Here is a 16004-nt window from a genome sequence, read left to right as displayed (position 1 = left end):
TTATTACTTAGTACATGCTAAAATTCTTCCTTGCTGCCGCTTTGCTATTACAAACTGGGCTTTCTTACGGTCAACAGAAAGATTCTGAACCTGGTTACTTGATGCTAGTACGAGAAGTGGATTATACAACAGGTGGGCAGCCTAAGCCGTCGTTGACAGTTATTGAACCTGACGGAACAATCACCACCGAAGAACTGCCAGTTATTAAGTACAATTTTTCTAAGGGTCAGATAAATACCACAGTAAAAAACACGTCGGCTGATTCTACTTCTGTACGCATACGTCGAGCCAGATTCGGGCGCAATTTCATTTACCAGGCAGAGGTAAGAAAGCTTAACGAGTTGAGCAATCAAGGATGGGTATTAGTAAATACCACTCAGCAGGGTATGTCTGTTCAGTATTTATTTCGCAAAGATCAACAGCCAACAAAATAAGCACCTTCTAAAAAGGAATAGCCACTCTGGTTTTGCCAGAGTGGCTATTCCTTTTTAGAAGGCTAAGCACAGAATAATATTCTAAAGCTTCTGAATACTTACGTCTTATAGTATTTAGCGCTACCGGCATAATGATTAGGTAGACGAATAAGAAATCTATTGCAGCCAAATAAGCAATGCTTTATTAGAGTTTGCAGACCGGCTAATAAATTCTCGCAGTTGCTCGAAGCCGTCTGCTAGCCAACTTCTATTTTCTGCCGAGTCCTCGTCATTCCAGACTTCGGGGTAGATTTCTTGTTTCGACAAATTCTCAGCGTTGTATCGGTTCTTGAATTCCGCTACTTCTATTGCTGCCAAAGCATGCGCAAAAGCTGCTACCTCCGGTTGCCTCAGAATTCTGGCCGGACCATACCCAACATCATGATCTTCGTTACCAACCTCTTGCCCGCCGCGCACAAGAAAACACAGCGGCTCCTCCCCTTCCCATACAGTATTGGTTAGTAGAAAATGGATTCCATGCCAGGTCTTATCTAGATCTAGCTCTTCGTCGGTTAACACTTCCTCGTCAACAAAGTCAAATACGTCATCTGGATTTTTCAGCAAACTTTTCGCTTGTTTTTCATCGATCTGACGAAGGACGCTACACATACTCATAGTGGACGCAGGTAAGCTTTAAGGATAATTGATTGGACCACTAATAAAGCGAAAGAGCAGCCAACCCGGTTAAGGGCAGGCTGCTCTTATCTATTGCAGGAAACTATTGCTTTACTTGAACGCCTGGATGCCGGTAATGTCCGCGCCTGTGATGAGCAGGTGGATATCGTGGGTGCCTTCGTAGGTGATGACGGATTCTAGATTCATCATGTGGCGCATGATGGGGTATTCGCCGGTGATGCCCATACCGCCGTGAATCTGGCGGGCTTCGCGGGCTACGTGCAGAGCCATATCCACGGAGTTGCGCTTGGCCATGCTGATTTGGGCGCTGGTGGCTTTGCCTTCATTTTTGAGCGTGCCGAGGCGCCAAGCCATTAGCTGCGCCTTGGTAATTTCAGTAAGCATCTCGGCCAGCTTCTTCTGCTGCAATTGGAAACCGCCGATGGGCTTGCCAAACTGCGTGCGCTCCAGCGAGTACTTCAGGGCCGACTCGTAGCAGTCGATGGCGGCGCCGATGGCACCCCAGGCAATACCGAAACGGGCGGAGTCGAGGCAGGACAAGGGTCCTTTGAGGCCGTCGATGTTGGGTAGCACGTTCTCTTTGGGGATGCGCACATCTTCGAACACCAACTCGCCGGTGGTACTAGCGCGCAGGCTCCACTTATTGTGAATTTCGGGAGTGGAAAAGCCTTCCATGCCGCGCTCTACTATCACGCCGCGTACCCGGCCGTTGTCGTCCTTGGCCCATACAATGGCCACTTGCGCTTCGGGCGAATTACTGATCCAGAGCTTGGCACCGTTTAGCAGGTAGTAGTCGCCTTTGTCTTCGAGCCGCGTGACCATGCCGCCGGGATTGGAGCCGTGGTCGGGCTCGGTGAGGCCGAAGCAGCCGAGCCACTCGCCCGAGGCCAGCTTGGGCAGATACTTACGGCGCTGCTCCTCGGAGCCATAGGCGTAAATCGGGAACATCACCAACGAGCCCTGTACCGAAGCCGTGGAACGCATACCCGAGTCGCCCCGCTCGATTTCCTGCATGATTAGGCCGTAGCTGATGTAGTCGAGGCCGCCGCCACCGTACTCCGTAGGGATGGTAGGACCGAAGGCCCCCACGTCGCCGAACTTCTTGACAATCTCGGAGGGAAAGTGCGCGTCCTGCGCCCACTTCTCGATGTTGGGGCTGATTTCCTTTTTTACAAAGTCGCGGATGCTCTGCCGAATGAGCAGGTGCTCTTCGGTGAGCAGGCCGTCGAGGTCGAAGTAATCGGTGAAGCCAGCAGCGTTGGTGGAGCCGTGGGGTTTGGCGGCTTTGGCCTGGGGAGAGAGGACGTCAGCTTGCGAAGACATGGCAGAGGGTTGGGTGGGGATATACACTCAAAGATAGGGGTTTCAGCATGCAGAACAGGCGACTTCGAGGTATGGTTCGGGCCTGAAGGCGGCGCCACGCACGAGGACGCCACTGAAATTTCCGTGCCCTTCTCTTTCCAATAATTGGTTTCCTCCGTAGAGCTACCCATCCTCCAATCGACTTCTGTACTCGCACCCTATGAGCCACGAGAAAAAACTCAACGAATTAGAAGCCACGGCTATCTGCGGCAACGACATTTCGTCGTCGTGCCTGTACGTGTCGGCGCTTTCTATTGCGTATGCCGGTCAGTATGCGTGGGCGGCACTGCTGGTAGTTGGGGCCGTGCTGTTTCTGTTTCGCCGCATCTATGGGGAAGTAGTTGGCGCGCTGCCGCTTAACGGCGGAGCGTACAACGTGCTGCTTAACACCACCAGCAAGCGCAATGCGGCCGTAGCGGCCTGCCTTACCATCTTGTCGTACATGGCTACGGCGGTTATTTCGGCTTCGGAAGCCATGCACTACCTGCATACGCTCTGGCACGGACTGCCCATTATTCTGGCTACGATACTGCTGCTCGGATTATTTCTACTGCTCACCATTCTGGGCATTTCCGAATCGGCAGTGGTGGCGGTGGGCATCTTCTTGCTGCACATCTTTTCGCTTACTCTGCTGGTTGGCGTCACGGGATGGTATTTGTTTACCCACGGCATCGATACGCTGGTAGCCAACTGGCACATGCCATTGAAAACCAGCTTGGTTTCGGCGCTATTCCTTGGATTTAGCGCCGCCATGCTCGGCATTTCGGGGTTCGAAAGCTCGGCCAACTTCGTGGAAGAGCAAGCTCAAGGCGTGTTCCAGAAAACCTTGCGCAACATGTGGGTAGTCGTGACGGTGTTCAACCCGTTGCTGGCCTTTCTGGCGGTGGCAGCCTTGCCCCTCGTGGAAGTAGGGCAGCACACCGAAACCTTGCTCTCGCATTTAGGCAGCAAAACGGGTGGCCCCTGGCTTGCTACGCTGATTTCGGTGGATGCAGTGGCTGTGCTGAGCGGCGCGGTGCTTACGTCGTTTGTGGGCGTGAGCGGCTTGATGAAGCGTATGGCCCTGGACCGAATTCTGCCACAGTTTTTCCTCAAGGAAAACGGCCGCAAAAGCAACTACCTGATTCTTATCACCTTTTTCCTGCTGTGCCTTTCGGTGCTGCTCATCACCAATGGCGAGCTAGGCCCGCTAGCTGGGGTGTACACCATCTCATTTTTGTCGGTAATGGCCTTTTTCGCGCTTGGCAACTTCCTGCTTAAGAGCAAGCGCCCCAAACTGCCCCGGCCTGTGTACGCCAGCGTCGTTACGGTTTCGCTGGCGCTGCTGGGCGTTCTGGCAGCTCTCTACGGCAACATCCGCATCCGGCCCGATTACTTGGTGGTGTTCTTGCAATACTTTCTCCCCTCCATGCTGGTGGTATCGGCCATGCTCAACCGGACGGCTATTTTAAATTTGGTGCTGGCCGCTGCCAAGTCGTTTGCCGAGCACTCCCCCCGCATTTCGCACCTCACCCAAGCCACTATTCGGCGCCAGCTAGAGGAACTCCACAAGCAGGAATTCGTCTTTTTCACCAAGGGCGACAACGTGTCCAACCTCAACAAAGTCATGGCCTACGTGGTGGAAAACGAGTTTACCAACCGCCTAAAGATTGTAACGCTGCTGAAAGAAGGCGAAACCTATCCGCAGGACCTAGTGACCGATATTCACGTGCTCGACCGTGCCTACGAGCAGATTGAAGTGGATTTTGTTACCATCAACGACACCTTTGGCCCCGAGCTCATCGACCGGCTCTCCAAAGAGTGGCAGATACCCAAAAACTTCATGTTCATTGGCTCCCCGGGCAACCAATTTCCCTACCAGGTTTCCGAGCTAGGCGGCGTTCGACTAATTATCTGAGCACACATTTCAGCTAAAAAGCAAAACGCTCTGCGCTGCTTCTTACGGCAACGCAGAGCGTTTTTGCGTGGGCTTGGTTTCCTAGAACTTCACGCCCACCGACGCGAGGAAGTTGCGCGTAGCTTGCGGAAAATACCAGTTGAACGTTTGCTGGCGCCCGTTGGCATCGGGGTAGCCATACGTATAGCCGTTGGCCACGTACTCGCGGTTGAGCACGTTGTTTACGAGCAAGCCCAACTCGATTTCCTTTACGAACACCGGCCGAATGGTGTAGCGCACCCGAAAATCCAGCACCTGGTACGGCTTAATGCTGCGCTCCAAGCTAGCGGAGTTGTCGAGGTACTGGCGGCTGACGGTTTTATAGAGCAGCGCTAGCCGCAAGTTCTTCACTGGCTGCCCTTCCAGCGTGTGCGCCGACACCGCCGCTGGCGAGTAAGAAATAGTCGTGGTCCGTGGCTGCGCGTCTACAACGGGGGTGTAGTTTTCGTCATAAATGACGTTGCGGTAGTCGAGGATGCGGTTGCGGCTAAGCGTGAGGGTACTGCTCAAGCTGATCTTATCGTCGGCGGAGGCAAAGCCGGTTAGCTCCACGCCCGTCCGGTAGCTGCGGGCTACGTTGGTGCGCAGGGCCGTGCCTACGTCATTTAACTGGCCGGTAGCTACCAGCTGGTCGCGGTAGTTCATGTAGAAGTAGTTGGCTTCGAACCGCAACGCGGTTTTGGGCCCCAATAGGCTAGCATCCGAACGAGTAAAGCGGTAGCCGCCTTCGAAATCTTCGAGGCGCTCCGCCTTGGCGCTTTGGTCGCCGGCGGGGCGGTCGGTGAAGTCGGAGCGGACGGGCTCCCGCTGGCCTATGGCAAAGCTGGCGTAGACTTGCTGCCCTTCTGCCAGCGCATAGGTAGCACCGACTTTGGGATTGAAAAAGGTGTAGCGGGCGCGCGTGGTTACGTCGTTTTGGTCGTCTTCTACGCCATCAATATCGTACTCGATGTGCCGCACTTGCAGGTCGCCGTACACGCCGAGCTTGGGCAGTACCTGCCAAGTGGCGCGGGCGTAGGCGTTGTAGTCGGTTTTGGTGGCGTCGTTGAAGTAGTAGCGCTGACCGATGGTGCTATTGGAAGCATACTGCGCCCAAATTATTTCGCCGTAGTGGTCGTTGGTGAAGCGGTTCCAGGCGCCGCCTACTGTGGCCTGAAAACGGTCGTTGTCGCGAGGTTGGTAGTTGAGGGCAAAGGCGCCCCCGTAGAAATAGTTATCGAGCCACTTGCGGTCCACCAAGTTGGTCCGGGTGATGGTGTCGCCGCCGATAACCACGTTCTGTAGGTTGTAGGCCGAGAAACGCCGGTTGGCACGGTAGCTTTCATAGTAACCAAAGCCGCGCGTGAGGTGCAGTGCGGCCCCAATATTCCAATCCTGACCTAATCCCTGCGTGAGGTGCAGCTGGTAGTGGTTTTGCTGGTAGTTGTCGGTCTGGTTGTCATAGGTGTAGTAGCTGTAGCGGCGACCTTCTTGCACCACCCGCGCCGCATCCGCCTCCGAAAGTTCGCCGTTGTCGATGTACTGTTGCAGCAGTGCGCGGTTGCCGGTAATGGCTGGTTCGGGCACCCCGTTCCAGGCCTGGTAGGTTTTCTCACGCCCCGAAAACGTGATGAACTTCAGCAGCGTGTTCTTGGCCTGGTAGCCCGCCGCAAAGTAGTACGATTTCAAATCCGAGGAAGCCCGGTTCATGTAGCCATCGGTGGCAATGCGCGACAAGCGCCCATCGACCATGAAGTGCCCGCCGAGCAGCCCGGTCCCGAACTGCACATTGTTTTTCCAGGTGTTGAAGGAGCCGTAGGTGTTCTGCGACTCGGCGTAGCCCTCTCGGCGGTTGTCCAGCGTCGAGATGTTGATGCTGGCCCCGAAGGCAGCCCCACCGTTTTGGCTGGTGCCCACGCCGCGCTGCACCTGCAAGCTGCTTACCGACGACGCCAGATCGGGCAGGTTCACCAGAAACGACCCGTGCGACTCGGCATCGTTGAGCGGCACCCCGTTAATGGTCATGTTGATGCCCGTGTTGCTCGTACCCCGAATCCGAATATCGGTGTAGCCCACACCGGCGCCGGCATCGGAGTTTACCACCACCGAGGGCGTCTGGTCGAGTAAGTAGGGTAAATCTTGGCCGAAGTTGCGCTTGGCTAATTCCTCCCGGCTTACGTTGGTGTAGGCTGTGGCCGTGCGGTTGTTGGCGCGGGAAGCGGTTACGAGGGCCTCGCCGGTAAGCACGCCGCCCGGCTGCAGGGTGGCGTTGAGGCGCTGCTCAGTGGCCTGCCCTTGCAGGCGTCGCACCAGGGGCTCGTAGCCCAGAAACGAAATGCGTAGCTCGTGCGCGCCAGCGGGCACGGCTGACAAGGAAAAAGCCCCGGCAGCATCGGTGACGGCACTAGCCGCGCCGTCGAGCAGGATGGTAGCACCGGGCAAAGCAGTACCCGTGCGGGCATCGGTTACGGTACCCGACACAGGGCCCTGCGCCCACGCCGTGGAAGAAAGCAGGGGCAGCGCCAGTAGCGCAGTCCCGGAAAGCAGTAAACTTTTCAAAAATGAAAGCTGGAAAAGTGGAACGGACCCAGCGCCAGGGGTCGGCGCATCGGTAGTGTCGTTCGCGGATCGTCTGTTCCCTTCGCCGGCATTACCCGGATCAGGTTCAATGGGTATGATCTCAGCCTCGGCCTTATTGGCGTGGGGCACCCCTAAACTTATGCTGCAAAGGTAACCCCTTTCCGCCCTTTGTTGCGAGCCAACTAGAGAATCTATATCCTTTCGCTGAAAAGATTGTACTTAGGGCAAGTGCTGTGTTTAGAGCGATAATCAAGAAGAAGTATTCGGCAGGTCTTTACTTTCGATTGATAATCAATTACCTTAGGAAGGCTTTCCATTGATCAAACCTGGGTGATAAGAAAACAACAACAGCCATGGGGCCGTTATTTACTTGGCACCCACCGCTAGTCTGCTCGTTCGTCCTTTCATCCTACCTCCGACCATGACCCCCCTCGTGTACCTACTTGTCGTTCTAGCTATTACCATCTATTTCCTGCTGATTCCACGGCGGCGCTACCCCAATCCGCCCCAGCCCGACAGCGACGACGACGGAGGAGAACCGCTCGATGATGGCCTCCCCGATTTGGACCTCCCACCCGGCATTACCCGCCCCATCAACGATTGGGAACCGGACTACAACCGGCGACCGCAAAGACCTGTGCGCCCCACTGCGCCACACCTCTCCTAGCTTTTAGCATTACCCTACGGAAAAACGTCAACACTACACCACACCAAACGACCCTTCCAGCGCTGCTTTCTGTTGTTACTCGTGGCTGAAACAACAGAAACAGATCCTAGAAGGGTCGTTGCTATTTACTCTGAGTTGAGGTTGAGCTAGCAGCTAGTGCTGAAATGGCTTCCGCGCAGCAAGTGACGTAGGTTGAGGGTAGTTGAGCAGCCGTTTCTTCTGGTACCAACTCCATCTGTCATCCTGAGCTTGCGAAGGACCTTATGTCTACAGAACGGCTTTCCTACCAACGATTTGTTCTAGCGTGAGAAGGACCTTCGCAAGCTCAGGATGACAGATGGAGTTGGTGACAACTGAAAGTCTACTGTAGCCTATGCTCTACTTTTTATCTATAGCTCGCGGCCCATTCGCACATAAGGAATTGGCCCTTTGTAGAATACCGGACCTTCCGGTAGCAGCCCGAAACGCGCATAGAATTCAGCACTGTCTTGGCGGGCGTCGCACCACATGTGGGTAGCACCGTGGCGGCGCGCTTCGACCATGACGTGTTGCAGCAGGACGCTGCCGATGCCCTGCCGTTGGTAGCTAGGGTGCGTAGCAAATTTGCGAAAACGAGCTTCGGCGCCTTCTACGAAAAGCGAAATAACGGCTAGTAGCTCATCCCCGACGAAAGCTCCGAAATGCAGGCCCGCGTCATCGTTTTCCACTTTCACGTAGTCTAGCGGCTTATCGGGCCACAGCACTTGGTGGCGGAGCGCGTACGTGTTGGTGGGACTGATGGCGCGGATGTCAACGGCAGGCATAACAGCGGGCACTATTCGGCAGTGATGCTATAGGAAGCCACAAACTCCTGGCCCGGCTGTAGCGTCAAGATGCCTTCCTTGTCGGCCAGTTCGCCGGAGTCGCCGACGGAGCTGGCTATGCCGTGCCAGGGCTCGATGCACACGAAACGGGCACCGGGGCCTTTGGTCCAGAGGCCGAGGTAGGGAAAGCCGTCGAAGCGGACGCGCACGGCGCGGTCGGAGCGGCGGCTGCGAAGCGTTACGTGCGTGAAGTCGAAGTTCTTCAGAACCAGCGCATCTTGCTCGAATAGCTCGTAGCGTAGCGGCAAGGTGGTTTCCTGGTTTAAGATGGGCTCCGTCTGGCCGTTGAGTAGGCCACCTTCCAGCAAGTGCCGCTCGAACGTAACGGGGTGGTCGAACACGAATTCGTAGTCCTCGAACTGCTCGTCGGCAAGCAGCGGGCAGCGGAACGCGGGGTGTGCGCCAATGCCGAATAGCAATTCACCGGTACCGATGTTAGTTACCTCCCACCCAATAGTAAGCATGGGGCCCGCCAGCCGGTAGCTAATCAGCAAGCTGAAATCGAAAGGAAACAGGGCCCGTGTCGTTTCATTGGTGCGTAGTTCCAAAACTAGTTCGGCCGGCATCTGGCGAACGAGCATGAACTCTTGGTCGCGCGCAAAGCCATGCTGCGTGAGGCGGTAGCTCTGGCCCTGGTAGGTGTAGGTATCGTTCGGCAAGCGCCCCACAATAGGGAAAAGCACCGGCGCATGGCGGGCCCACACGGCGGGGTCGGCCTCCCATATGTACTCCAGGTTATCCAGGTCTTTGCGAATGAAACTGCTCAATTCAGCGCCGCTAGCCTGTATGGTCACGCGGGCCTGCTCGTTTTCGAGGGTGTAGGTCATGGAGAGTATAGATGATGAACTAACGATAATAGGCAGCGAACAGGAAAAAGGTTGTGCAGAAGCCAACCAAGCTTTCATAAACTCGTCCTGCCTGATCTGGCGCACTCTTGCCACAGCGCCTCACGCGCTGACATCAAAGAAAGTAACTGTCATGCTGAGCGCAGTGCAACGAAGCCGAAGCATCTCGCGTGCTGATGCAGGAAGTAGTATATACCACACTAGCGAGATGCTTCGACTCCGCTCAGCATGACAGTTAGTTTGGCAACTGCATTGAGGTTTGGCTGCCTAACAACTCATCTACGAGCGAGCGGGCTTGCTCGTAACGCTGCTCTAGCGCCCCGCTGACTACGGCAAAGTTTGCGTGCTGGTCTAGTAAGGCTTGCTGATAGACCTGAAAGAAGTGCTGGCGCAAGTGCGGATGCTCGCGCAAGGGGTCAGGTTCCCACGGCAAATCCACGTTTAACAGCAGCACCAAGTCGTAGTGTTGCTGGCTGATGCGCTGCAAAATCCAGTCGGGGCATTGTCCGAAAGCGTGTTCGGCCCACACCTTTATCACCAGCAAATCGGTGTCGCAGAAGAAAACGGGCTGGCCTTGCGCTTGAGCTTCAGCCGCTGCTAGCTCTTCCTCGCGAAGCTGGCCGCAGGCTATTTCCTCTAGGTCAGGCAAGGTATAGCTAGGGCCTTTGTCCTCTAAATAGGCGCGGGCATACTCGGGCGCCCACGTAGTATGATAGTGCGCCGCCAGTTGCCGACTAAGCGTAGTCTTGCCCGTAGATTCAGGCCCCGTAATGGCGACGCGCCGCATGGTTTTCAACAAGAAGTAGGGAGTTTAAGGCGAACAGCAAGCTTTTTATTTCACTTCCTGAATTTGTAGCTGCTCTTTGCGCATGGCCCGGCGCCATTCGAGGTAGCCATATACGGCCAGGCCGAGGTAGAGCGCATAGAGGGCACTTGTGGGATAAAGCTGTTTGTACCACAAAATGGGCACGTAGATAATGTCCACCAGAATCCAGAGCCACCAATTCTCTAGGCGTTTGCGCATGAGCAGGTATTGCGCCGCCATGCTGACAGCCGTAGTAAAACTGTCCCAATGCGGCACGGTAGCGTCGGTGTTATGGTCTAAATAATAGCCAAACCCAACCGTAAACCCCACCACAAACAGCGCACAGGCTACCCACTCTCTACGCCGCGTGTGCGACACCGGCAATTCGGTTTTGCCGCGCCCGCCGTAGAGCCACTCGTACCAGCCGTATACACTCAGCGCGATAAACATTACCTGAAGCATAGAGTCGGAGTACAGCCCGGCCCGCAGGTAAACTATGATGTAGAGGCCGCAGCTCACAATGGCTACAGGAAAATTCCAGAGCGACTCGCGGGCTGCTAGCCATACGCAGGCAAACCCAGTTAGCACGGCCACCCACTCCAAGGGACTATTGCCGACGGCGGCAGTCCAAAACTCGTACAACGACTGCACCAAAACGAAAAGCTAAAAGGCCAAAATCACTCTTTCTGCTACTTCTAACCAGCTTACAGGAAGAAGCCAAAGCTAACGAGCCACCACCTAATTTTGTGCTTTCTTCTTTTTCTCTTGCTTTTCCTGCCGCCATGCTCCCCGAACTCACACCCGAAGAACTGAACCGGCGCCTTTCCGCCGGCGAAGACATTCAGCTTATTGATGTGCGGCAGCCCGAAGAATACGAGTACTGCCGCATCGAAGGCAGCCACCTGATTCCGCTCGGCGACTTGCCTCAGCGAGTGGACGAGCTAGACGAAACGCGCCCTATCGTGCTGATTTGCCACCACGGGGTGCGCTCCATGCAAGCGCTGGCCTACCTGCAGCACCGCCACGACAAAACCAACCTGCTGAACCTGCGCGGCGGTATTCACGCCTGGAGCTTGCGCGTGGACCCATCGGTGGCAGTGTATTAATTGGCTGACTTCATGGCCCGCAGATAGCGCAGAAGTTTAGGCAGAAGGTGCTGTGTTCAGCGACTTCTGCCTAAACTGCCGCGCTTTCTGTGGAAACAGACGTCTAAACGAAACTGAACGTGCATTTCCCCGACCTTCCCATAACCGCCGCGTTACCAGACCTGCTCACGGCGTTGGCTGCGCACGAGCGGGTGGTGCTACAGGCGCCGCCGGGCGCCGGCAAAACCACCGTAGTGCCGCTGGCCTTGCTGGAAGCTGCCTGGCGCGACGGAGGCCGGATTTTGGTGTTGGAGCCTCGGCAACTAGCTGCTCGTGCGGCTGCTACTCGGCTGGCTAAGCTGCTAGGCGAAACGGTAGGCGAAACAGTAGGTTACCGGGTCCGACTGGAAAGCAAAGTATCGGCCCGCACCAGCATCGAGGTTATCACCGAAGGCATCTTGACGCGCCTGATTCAGGACGATCCGGCGTTGGAAGGAGTGGCGGCCGTGGTGTTCGACGAATTTCATGAACGCAGTCTGCGCGCTGATCTTGGGCTAGCTCTCACGCTGGATGTACAAGCCGTGCTGCGGCCCGAACTACGGATTCTGGTGATGAGCGCCACGCTGGAAGCCGAACGGTTAGGAACCTGGTTGCAGGCACCTGTAGTTAGCAGCGCCGGCTTTTTGTTTCCGGTCGAGACGCACTATCTGAGTCCGCGCCAAGCAGCCGTGGGCGGCACCCGGCCCGCCGAAAGATTAGCCACTCTGGTACCAACCGCCGTACGAGAAGCTCTCCGCACGCACGCCGAAGGCGACATCCTGGTGTTTCTGCCCGGCCTTGCCGACCTGCGCCGGGTAGCCGATAAGCTGGAGCCGGCCCTACCCGAAACCACGCGCCTGCACCTGCTGCACGGCGAGTTGCCGCTCGAACAGCAGGATGCTGCCCTGCGGCCGGCTCCGGCGGGTCAGCGCAAAATCGTACTCAGCACCGCCATTGCCGAAACCAGCCTTACCATTGAGGGCGTGCAGGTAGTAATTGATGGTGGGTTTGCACGAGTCCCACGCTTTCAAGCTCGCACAGGCTTCACTACCCTGGAAACCGTGCCCGTCAGCCAAGCTGCCGCCGACCAGCGCCGGGGCCGCGCGGGCCGTTTAGGCCCCGGCACTTGCTACCGCCTCTGGACCACTGCTGAGCACGACGCCCTGCCCGCGCACCTACCTCCCGAAATCCTCACCGCCGACCTTAGCGGCTTGGCCCTGGAACTGGCACTGTGGGGTGCTACTCCTAGCGGATTGCGTTGGCTCGATGCCCCCCCTACTCCGGCTCTCGCTTTGGCCAACGACCTACTGCGCCGCTTAGGAGCCGTGGAAGCCAACAGGGAGAAGGGTGAACAGTTAGCAGCAGGTGATGATGACTCTGCTCCTGTAACCTTGGCCGCTACCGCACCGTCTGCGCCCATCAAACCCACGACGCACGGCCGGGCGTTGGCGCGGCTAGGGTTGGCACCACGGCTAGGGCACTTGGTGGTGCGCGGCCAAGAGCTAGGACATGGCCCCGCCGCTGCCGCCTTAGCGGCGTTGCTTTCCGAACGTGACGTGCTACGGGCCGCTGATGCGCACCCTACCCCACCTGATCTGCGGCTGCGCTTTGAAACCATTGCGCATGGTCGTCCGGCCCTACCTGGTTTGCTGGTGCAGCACAACACGCTGCACCGCGTCCGGGATGCGGCCCGCAACCTGCGCCAGCGTTGCGGCATTCGGGATACGGCCACCTCTGCCGATGCCGATGCCGCGGGCCTACTCACGGCACTCGCCTACCCCGACCGAATTGCGCAACGTGAAACCGCCGACCGGGTACGCTTAGCCACTGGCCAGCGCGTACTGTTGCCTGCGGAGTTTTTCGGCCGCGACGACCAATTTATGGCCGTTGCGTACCTGGAGGGGCCGCCCCACCAATTGCGCGCTGCTCTGGCTGCGCCCGTGAGCCGCCCGGAGTTAGAGCAACTCTTTGCCGACCAGATTGAGGCCCGCGACGAGGTGCGGTGGGATGCCGCCACGGGCCGCGTGCTGGCCCGCCGCCTCCGCCGGCTAGGTGCCTTGGTGCTTTCCGACACCCAACTTGCCCAACCCGACCCCGAGCTACTAGCACAGGCGCTGCTAGAAGCCTTGCGCAGCGCCGGTGTTGCCCGGCTGCCGTGGAGCGAGTCGGCAGTGGCGCTACGGCAGCGCCTGGCCTTTCTGCACCACCACTTCCCCAACGACTGGCCCGATGTTTCGGATGAGGCTTTAGCCGCGGAGCTAGACGAGTGGTTGGAGCCTCATTTAGTGGGATTGAAGAGCATGAACGAAGTAAGCCGGCTCGACTGGAACGAGTTGCTGCTGCAACGCTTGCCCGGTGACTGGACCCAACGGCAAGAGCTAGACCGCCTTGCTCCTTCTCACCTCGCCGTGCCAAGCGGCTCCCGCGTTGCCCTAGACTACACCGACCCCACTACCCCGGTGTTGGCCGTGAAGCTGCAAGAAGTGTTTGGCTTGCTCGATACGCCGTTTGTGGCCGGTGGCCGGGTACCGCTTACCCTGCACCTACTATCTCCTGGAGGCCGGCCAGCGCAAGTCACCCGCGACTTGCGCAGCTTTTGGCAGACGGGCTACTTTGAGGTGCGCAAAGACTTGCGCGGCCGTTACCCCAAGCACCCCTGGCCCGACGACCCGCTTACCGCTATTCCAACCAAGCTCACCAAAAAGCGCTTTGAAGCCGGTCAGTAGTATCGAGGCAGCTGTAGACTGACAACACGAGCTAGCTCCTGCTATCATAACAGCAGGCAGTAGTACTGCTATGCTCAGGCTAACAAAGCACGAATACTCAAGCAATGCGCACCATATCGTAGGCTGTATTTCGCATAGAACACAACAAGCTTTTACTGCTGGGCTTTCAGCTGAACGGTACTTTTTCCACAAAATATCCGATTATAGCAGCAAGCACAAAATCACATAACCTATTGATTGGCAGATAGCAAAATATAGTAGGTAACATTGGGATAACATTGCTAATGATTTCATAATATAGGTTTATGAAATCATTTTTACCCTCTCCTAGCACACTATCACTGGTTTTGCTGCTGTTGAGTTTGGCGGGCGGGGCGCAGGCACAAACGCATAGACTAACAGCTACTCCGCCGCCCTATCGGCGCTTTAATTCGTGGCTGATGGTTAACAGTGATGCTCGCATCAACGATAAGTGGGGCTTGCACACCGAAGCTCAATTGCGCCAAGTGAAAGGTCCAAACGCACCGCAACAGAAGTTTTTGCGGATTGGCGCCAACTACTATGCGGCCAATATTCTTGTGCTCTCGGGCGGCTACGCTTATACCATGTCGTTTCCTGAGGGCAACGATTCGGAACTAGGGAGCCTACCCGAACACCGCAGCTATCAGCAACTTTTGCTCCGCTTCGACAGCAGCCGGGTTCAGACGCAGCATCGGTACCGCTTGGAACAGCGCTGGGTACGCCGCCCCGGCAGTGGGCAATTCACCTACCTCAACCGCTTCCGCTACCAACTGCGCCTCACGTTGCCTTTAAGCTCGCAAAAGAAAGTTCTGCCCGGCACCCCCTACCTCACGGGCTACGACGAACTGTTTATTGGCTTCGGCCGCAACTCCGACGGCAATATTTTCAGCCAGAACCGCGCGTGCTTAGCCTTGGGGTATCAAATCAACCGTGCTACTTCCATTGAAGTTGGCTACCTCAATCAAATGGCGCCGCAAGAGGAAATGGCTTCCCTGGACGCTAGCCATATCCTGCACCTGGGCCTCAACTTCAACCCTGACTTTCGCAAAGGCAGAATCACGTCTCAAGGGAATTAAGTCCAGACGTAGCACTAGCCTGAAATTTGGTCGTCTTCCAGGTTCGAGCGGTTCTGACCGGGAGTGGGCGTGTAATGACGGTGTAGCCAACGGCTCAGGCCCCCAAGGCCAGGAAAGAGTACCCGCTCGGTGATGTTAGCTTGGTCGAGCTTGTCTCTGATTTCCCACTTGAGCCGGGCCGGAATGATGATGCGGAAATACAGCTCGGGGTGCTGCTCTAGCCACTCGTGCAACGTAGCCCGGGCCGTATTCATCAACGAAAACAGCGCGTATTGATGCACAATGCGAGCATCGAGTGACGGGGGCTCCAGAAACAGCAGAAACTGTTCGTCGCGTAATAGCTCCAACTCCCGCAGGTTGGTACAGAGGGGTTCTAGCAGTTCCGGCGTGAATACATTGGAGCCTTCGGCCCGCAAGGCTTCGCGCAGGCTTGGCGGTAAGGATTCGGCAGCCAGTACGTAGTTGATGGCCCAAATAACTCCATCATCACCGTAAGCCTCTAAGTCGTCGGTGGCAAAGTGCAGGGCGACATAGGGTGAATACGTCCAGTCGAGGAGGCGGGTGGGGAGGCCGTGGTGTTGCGCTAAAGCCAACCAGTTCCAGACCGAAGCGCCGGGCTGGCTGAAGTCGCGGCCGTATTTGCGGAAGTTGCGCAGCAGGTGGTTTTCTAACTGCTGGTATTCGCCACCGAGGCGCTGCAAGCTGGTGGTGAGCAGCCAGTTGGAAGAGCGCAGCCCGCGGTACACAAACGGCGAGCGAAAACGACCAATGCGCGGGTCCCAGGTGTCGCGAAAGAGTGCCTCTTGCAAGTCGGTCCAGGAAGTGACGTGTATATCGTTGGCGGAAAGCGACACAGAAAATAGCGTTTGATGGAAAGTGCTAGTGATTCCGAAGATACGGCTGGCGCCGAA

The 16004-nt window shown here is 56.7% G+C and carries 14 protein-coding genes and 1 riboswitch; of the genes, 6 read left to right on the top strand and 8 right to left on the bottom strand.

Annotated features, from left to right (window positions below):
* Positions 1 to 14: 14 nt before the first annotated feature.
* Positions 15 to 434: a hypothetical protein gene (locus P1X16_RS17770; protein WP_277231650.1), complete on the top strand. Its 420-nt coding sequence runs from the start codon at positions 15 to 17 to the stop codon at positions 432 to 434.
* 156 nt (positions 435 to 590) lie between these two features.
* On the opposite strand, the gene P1X16_RS17765 is transcribed toward P1X16_RS17770, so the two are convergent.
* Positions 591 to 1082 (bottom strand): YfbM family protein, encoded by a 492-nt coding sequence (locus P1X16_RS17765; RefSeq protein ID WP_277231648.1) that lies wholly within the window; start codon positions 1080 to 1082, stop codon positions 591 to 593.
* Positions 1083 to 1199: 117 nt separating this feature from the next.
* A complete protein-coding gene (locus P1X16_RS17760) occupies positions 1200 to 2432 on the bottom strand; it encodes an acyl-CoA dehydrogenase family protein (RefSeq protein ID WP_277231646.1) in 1233 nt (410 codons plus the stop codon).
* A gap of 199 nt (positions 2433 to 2631) precedes the next feature.
* On the opposite strand from P1X16_RS17760, the gene P1X16_RS17755 reads away from it, so the two are divergent.
* Positions 2632 to 4368, top strand: a complete 1737-nt coding sequence (locus tag P1X16_RS17755) for an APC family permease (protein ID WP_277231645.1) — start codon at positions 2632 to 2634, stop codon at positions 4366 to 4368.
* A gap of 81 nt (positions 4369 to 4449) precedes the next feature.
* On the opposite strand, the gene P1X16_RS17750 is transcribed toward P1X16_RS17755, so the two are convergent.
* Complete coding sequence (locus P1X16_RS17750) at positions 4450 to 6945, bottom strand: TonB-dependent receptor (protein ID WP_277231643.1); 2496 nt, start codon at positions 6943 to 6945, stop codon at positions 4450 to 4452.
* 60 nt (positions 6946 to 7005) lie between these two features.
* Positions 7006 to 7109: riboswitch (TPP riboswitch) on the bottom strand.
* 278 nt (positions 7110 to 7387) lie between these two features.
* On the opposite strand from P1X16_RS17750, the gene P1X16_RS17745 reads away from it, so the two are divergent.
* Positions 7388 to 7633, top strand: coding sequence for a hypothetical protein (locus P1X16_RS17745; protein WP_277231641.1), 246 nt, complete (start codon positions 7388 to 7390; stop codon positions 7631 to 7633).
* Positions 7634 to 8022: 389 nt separating this feature from the next.
* On the opposite strand, the gene P1X16_RS17740 is transcribed toward P1X16_RS17745, so the two are convergent.
* The 4 genes from P1X16_RS17740 to pnuC all read right to left on the bottom strand — a co-directional run bounded on the left by P1X16_RS17740 (position 8023) and on the right by pnuC (position 10797).
* Positions 8023 to 8436, bottom strand: coding sequence for a GNAT family N-acetyltransferase (locus P1X16_RS17740; RefSeq protein WP_277231640.1), 414 nt, complete (start codon positions 8434 to 8436; stop codon positions 8023 to 8025).
* 11 nt (positions 8437 to 8447) lie between these two features.
* Complete coding sequence (locus P1X16_RS17735; RefSeq protein WP_277231638.1) at positions 8448 to 9323, bottom strand: aldose 1-epimerase family protein; 876 nt, start codon at positions 9321 to 9323, stop codon at positions 8448 to 8450.
* A 253-nt stretch (positions 9324 to 9576) separates the two neighbouring features.
* Positions 9577 to 10140 (bottom strand): ATP-binding protein, encoded by a 564-nt coding sequence (locus tag P1X16_RS17730; protein WP_277231636.1) that lies wholly within the window; start codon positions 10138 to 10140, stop codon positions 9577 to 9579.
* A gap of 33 nt (positions 10141 to 10173) precedes the next feature.
* The gene (pnuC, locus tag P1X16_RS17725) at positions 10174 to 10797 is read right to left on the bottom strand and encodes a nicotinamide riboside transporter PnuC (RefSeq protein ID WP_277232974.1); all 624 of its coding nucleotides are present in this window, start codon (positions 10795 to 10797) and stop codon (positions 10174 to 10176) included.
* A gap of 131 nt (positions 10798 to 10928) precedes the next feature.
* On the opposite strand from pnuC, the gene P1X16_RS17720 reads away from it, so the two are divergent.
* From P1X16_RS17720 to P1X16_RS17710, 3 genes are all read left to right on the top strand, one after another.
* The gene (locus P1X16_RS17720) at positions 10929 to 11252 is read left to right on the top strand and encodes a rhodanese-like domain-containing protein (protein ID WP_277231635.1); all 324 of its coding nucleotides are present in this window, start codon (positions 10929 to 10931) and stop codon (positions 11250 to 11252) included.
* A gap of 119 nt (positions 11253 to 11371) precedes the next feature.
* Positions 11372 to 13996, top strand: a complete 2625-nt coding sequence (hrpB, locus tag P1X16_RS17715; protein WP_277231633.1) for an ATP-dependent helicase HrpB — start codon at positions 11372 to 11374, stop codon at positions 13994 to 13996.
* Positions 13997 to 14301: 305 nt separating this feature from the next.
* A complete protein-coding gene (locus tag P1X16_RS17710; protein ID WP_277231630.1) occupies positions 14302 to 15093 on the top strand; it encodes a DUF2490 domain-containing protein in 792 nt (263 codons plus the stop codon).
* 14 nt (positions 15094 to 15107) lie between these two features.
* Here P1X16_RS17710 and P1X16_RS17705 read toward each other — a convergent pair whose 3' ends face one another.
* Positions 15108 to 15947, bottom strand: coding sequence for an FRG domain-containing protein (locus tag P1X16_RS17705; RefSeq protein ID WP_277231629.1), 840 nt, complete (start codon positions 15945 to 15947; stop codon positions 15108 to 15110).
* Positions 15948 to 16004: the final 57 nt, after the last annotated feature.

It is taken from the genome of Hymenobacter sp. YC55 (genome assembly GCF_029433095.1).
Classification (GTDB): Bacteria; Bacteroidota; Bacteroidia; order Cytophagales; family Hymenobacteraceae; genus Hymenobacter.
The sequence above is the reverse complement of the archived record's forward strand: the minus strand, read 5'-3'. Positions and strand labels throughout refer to the sequence as shown.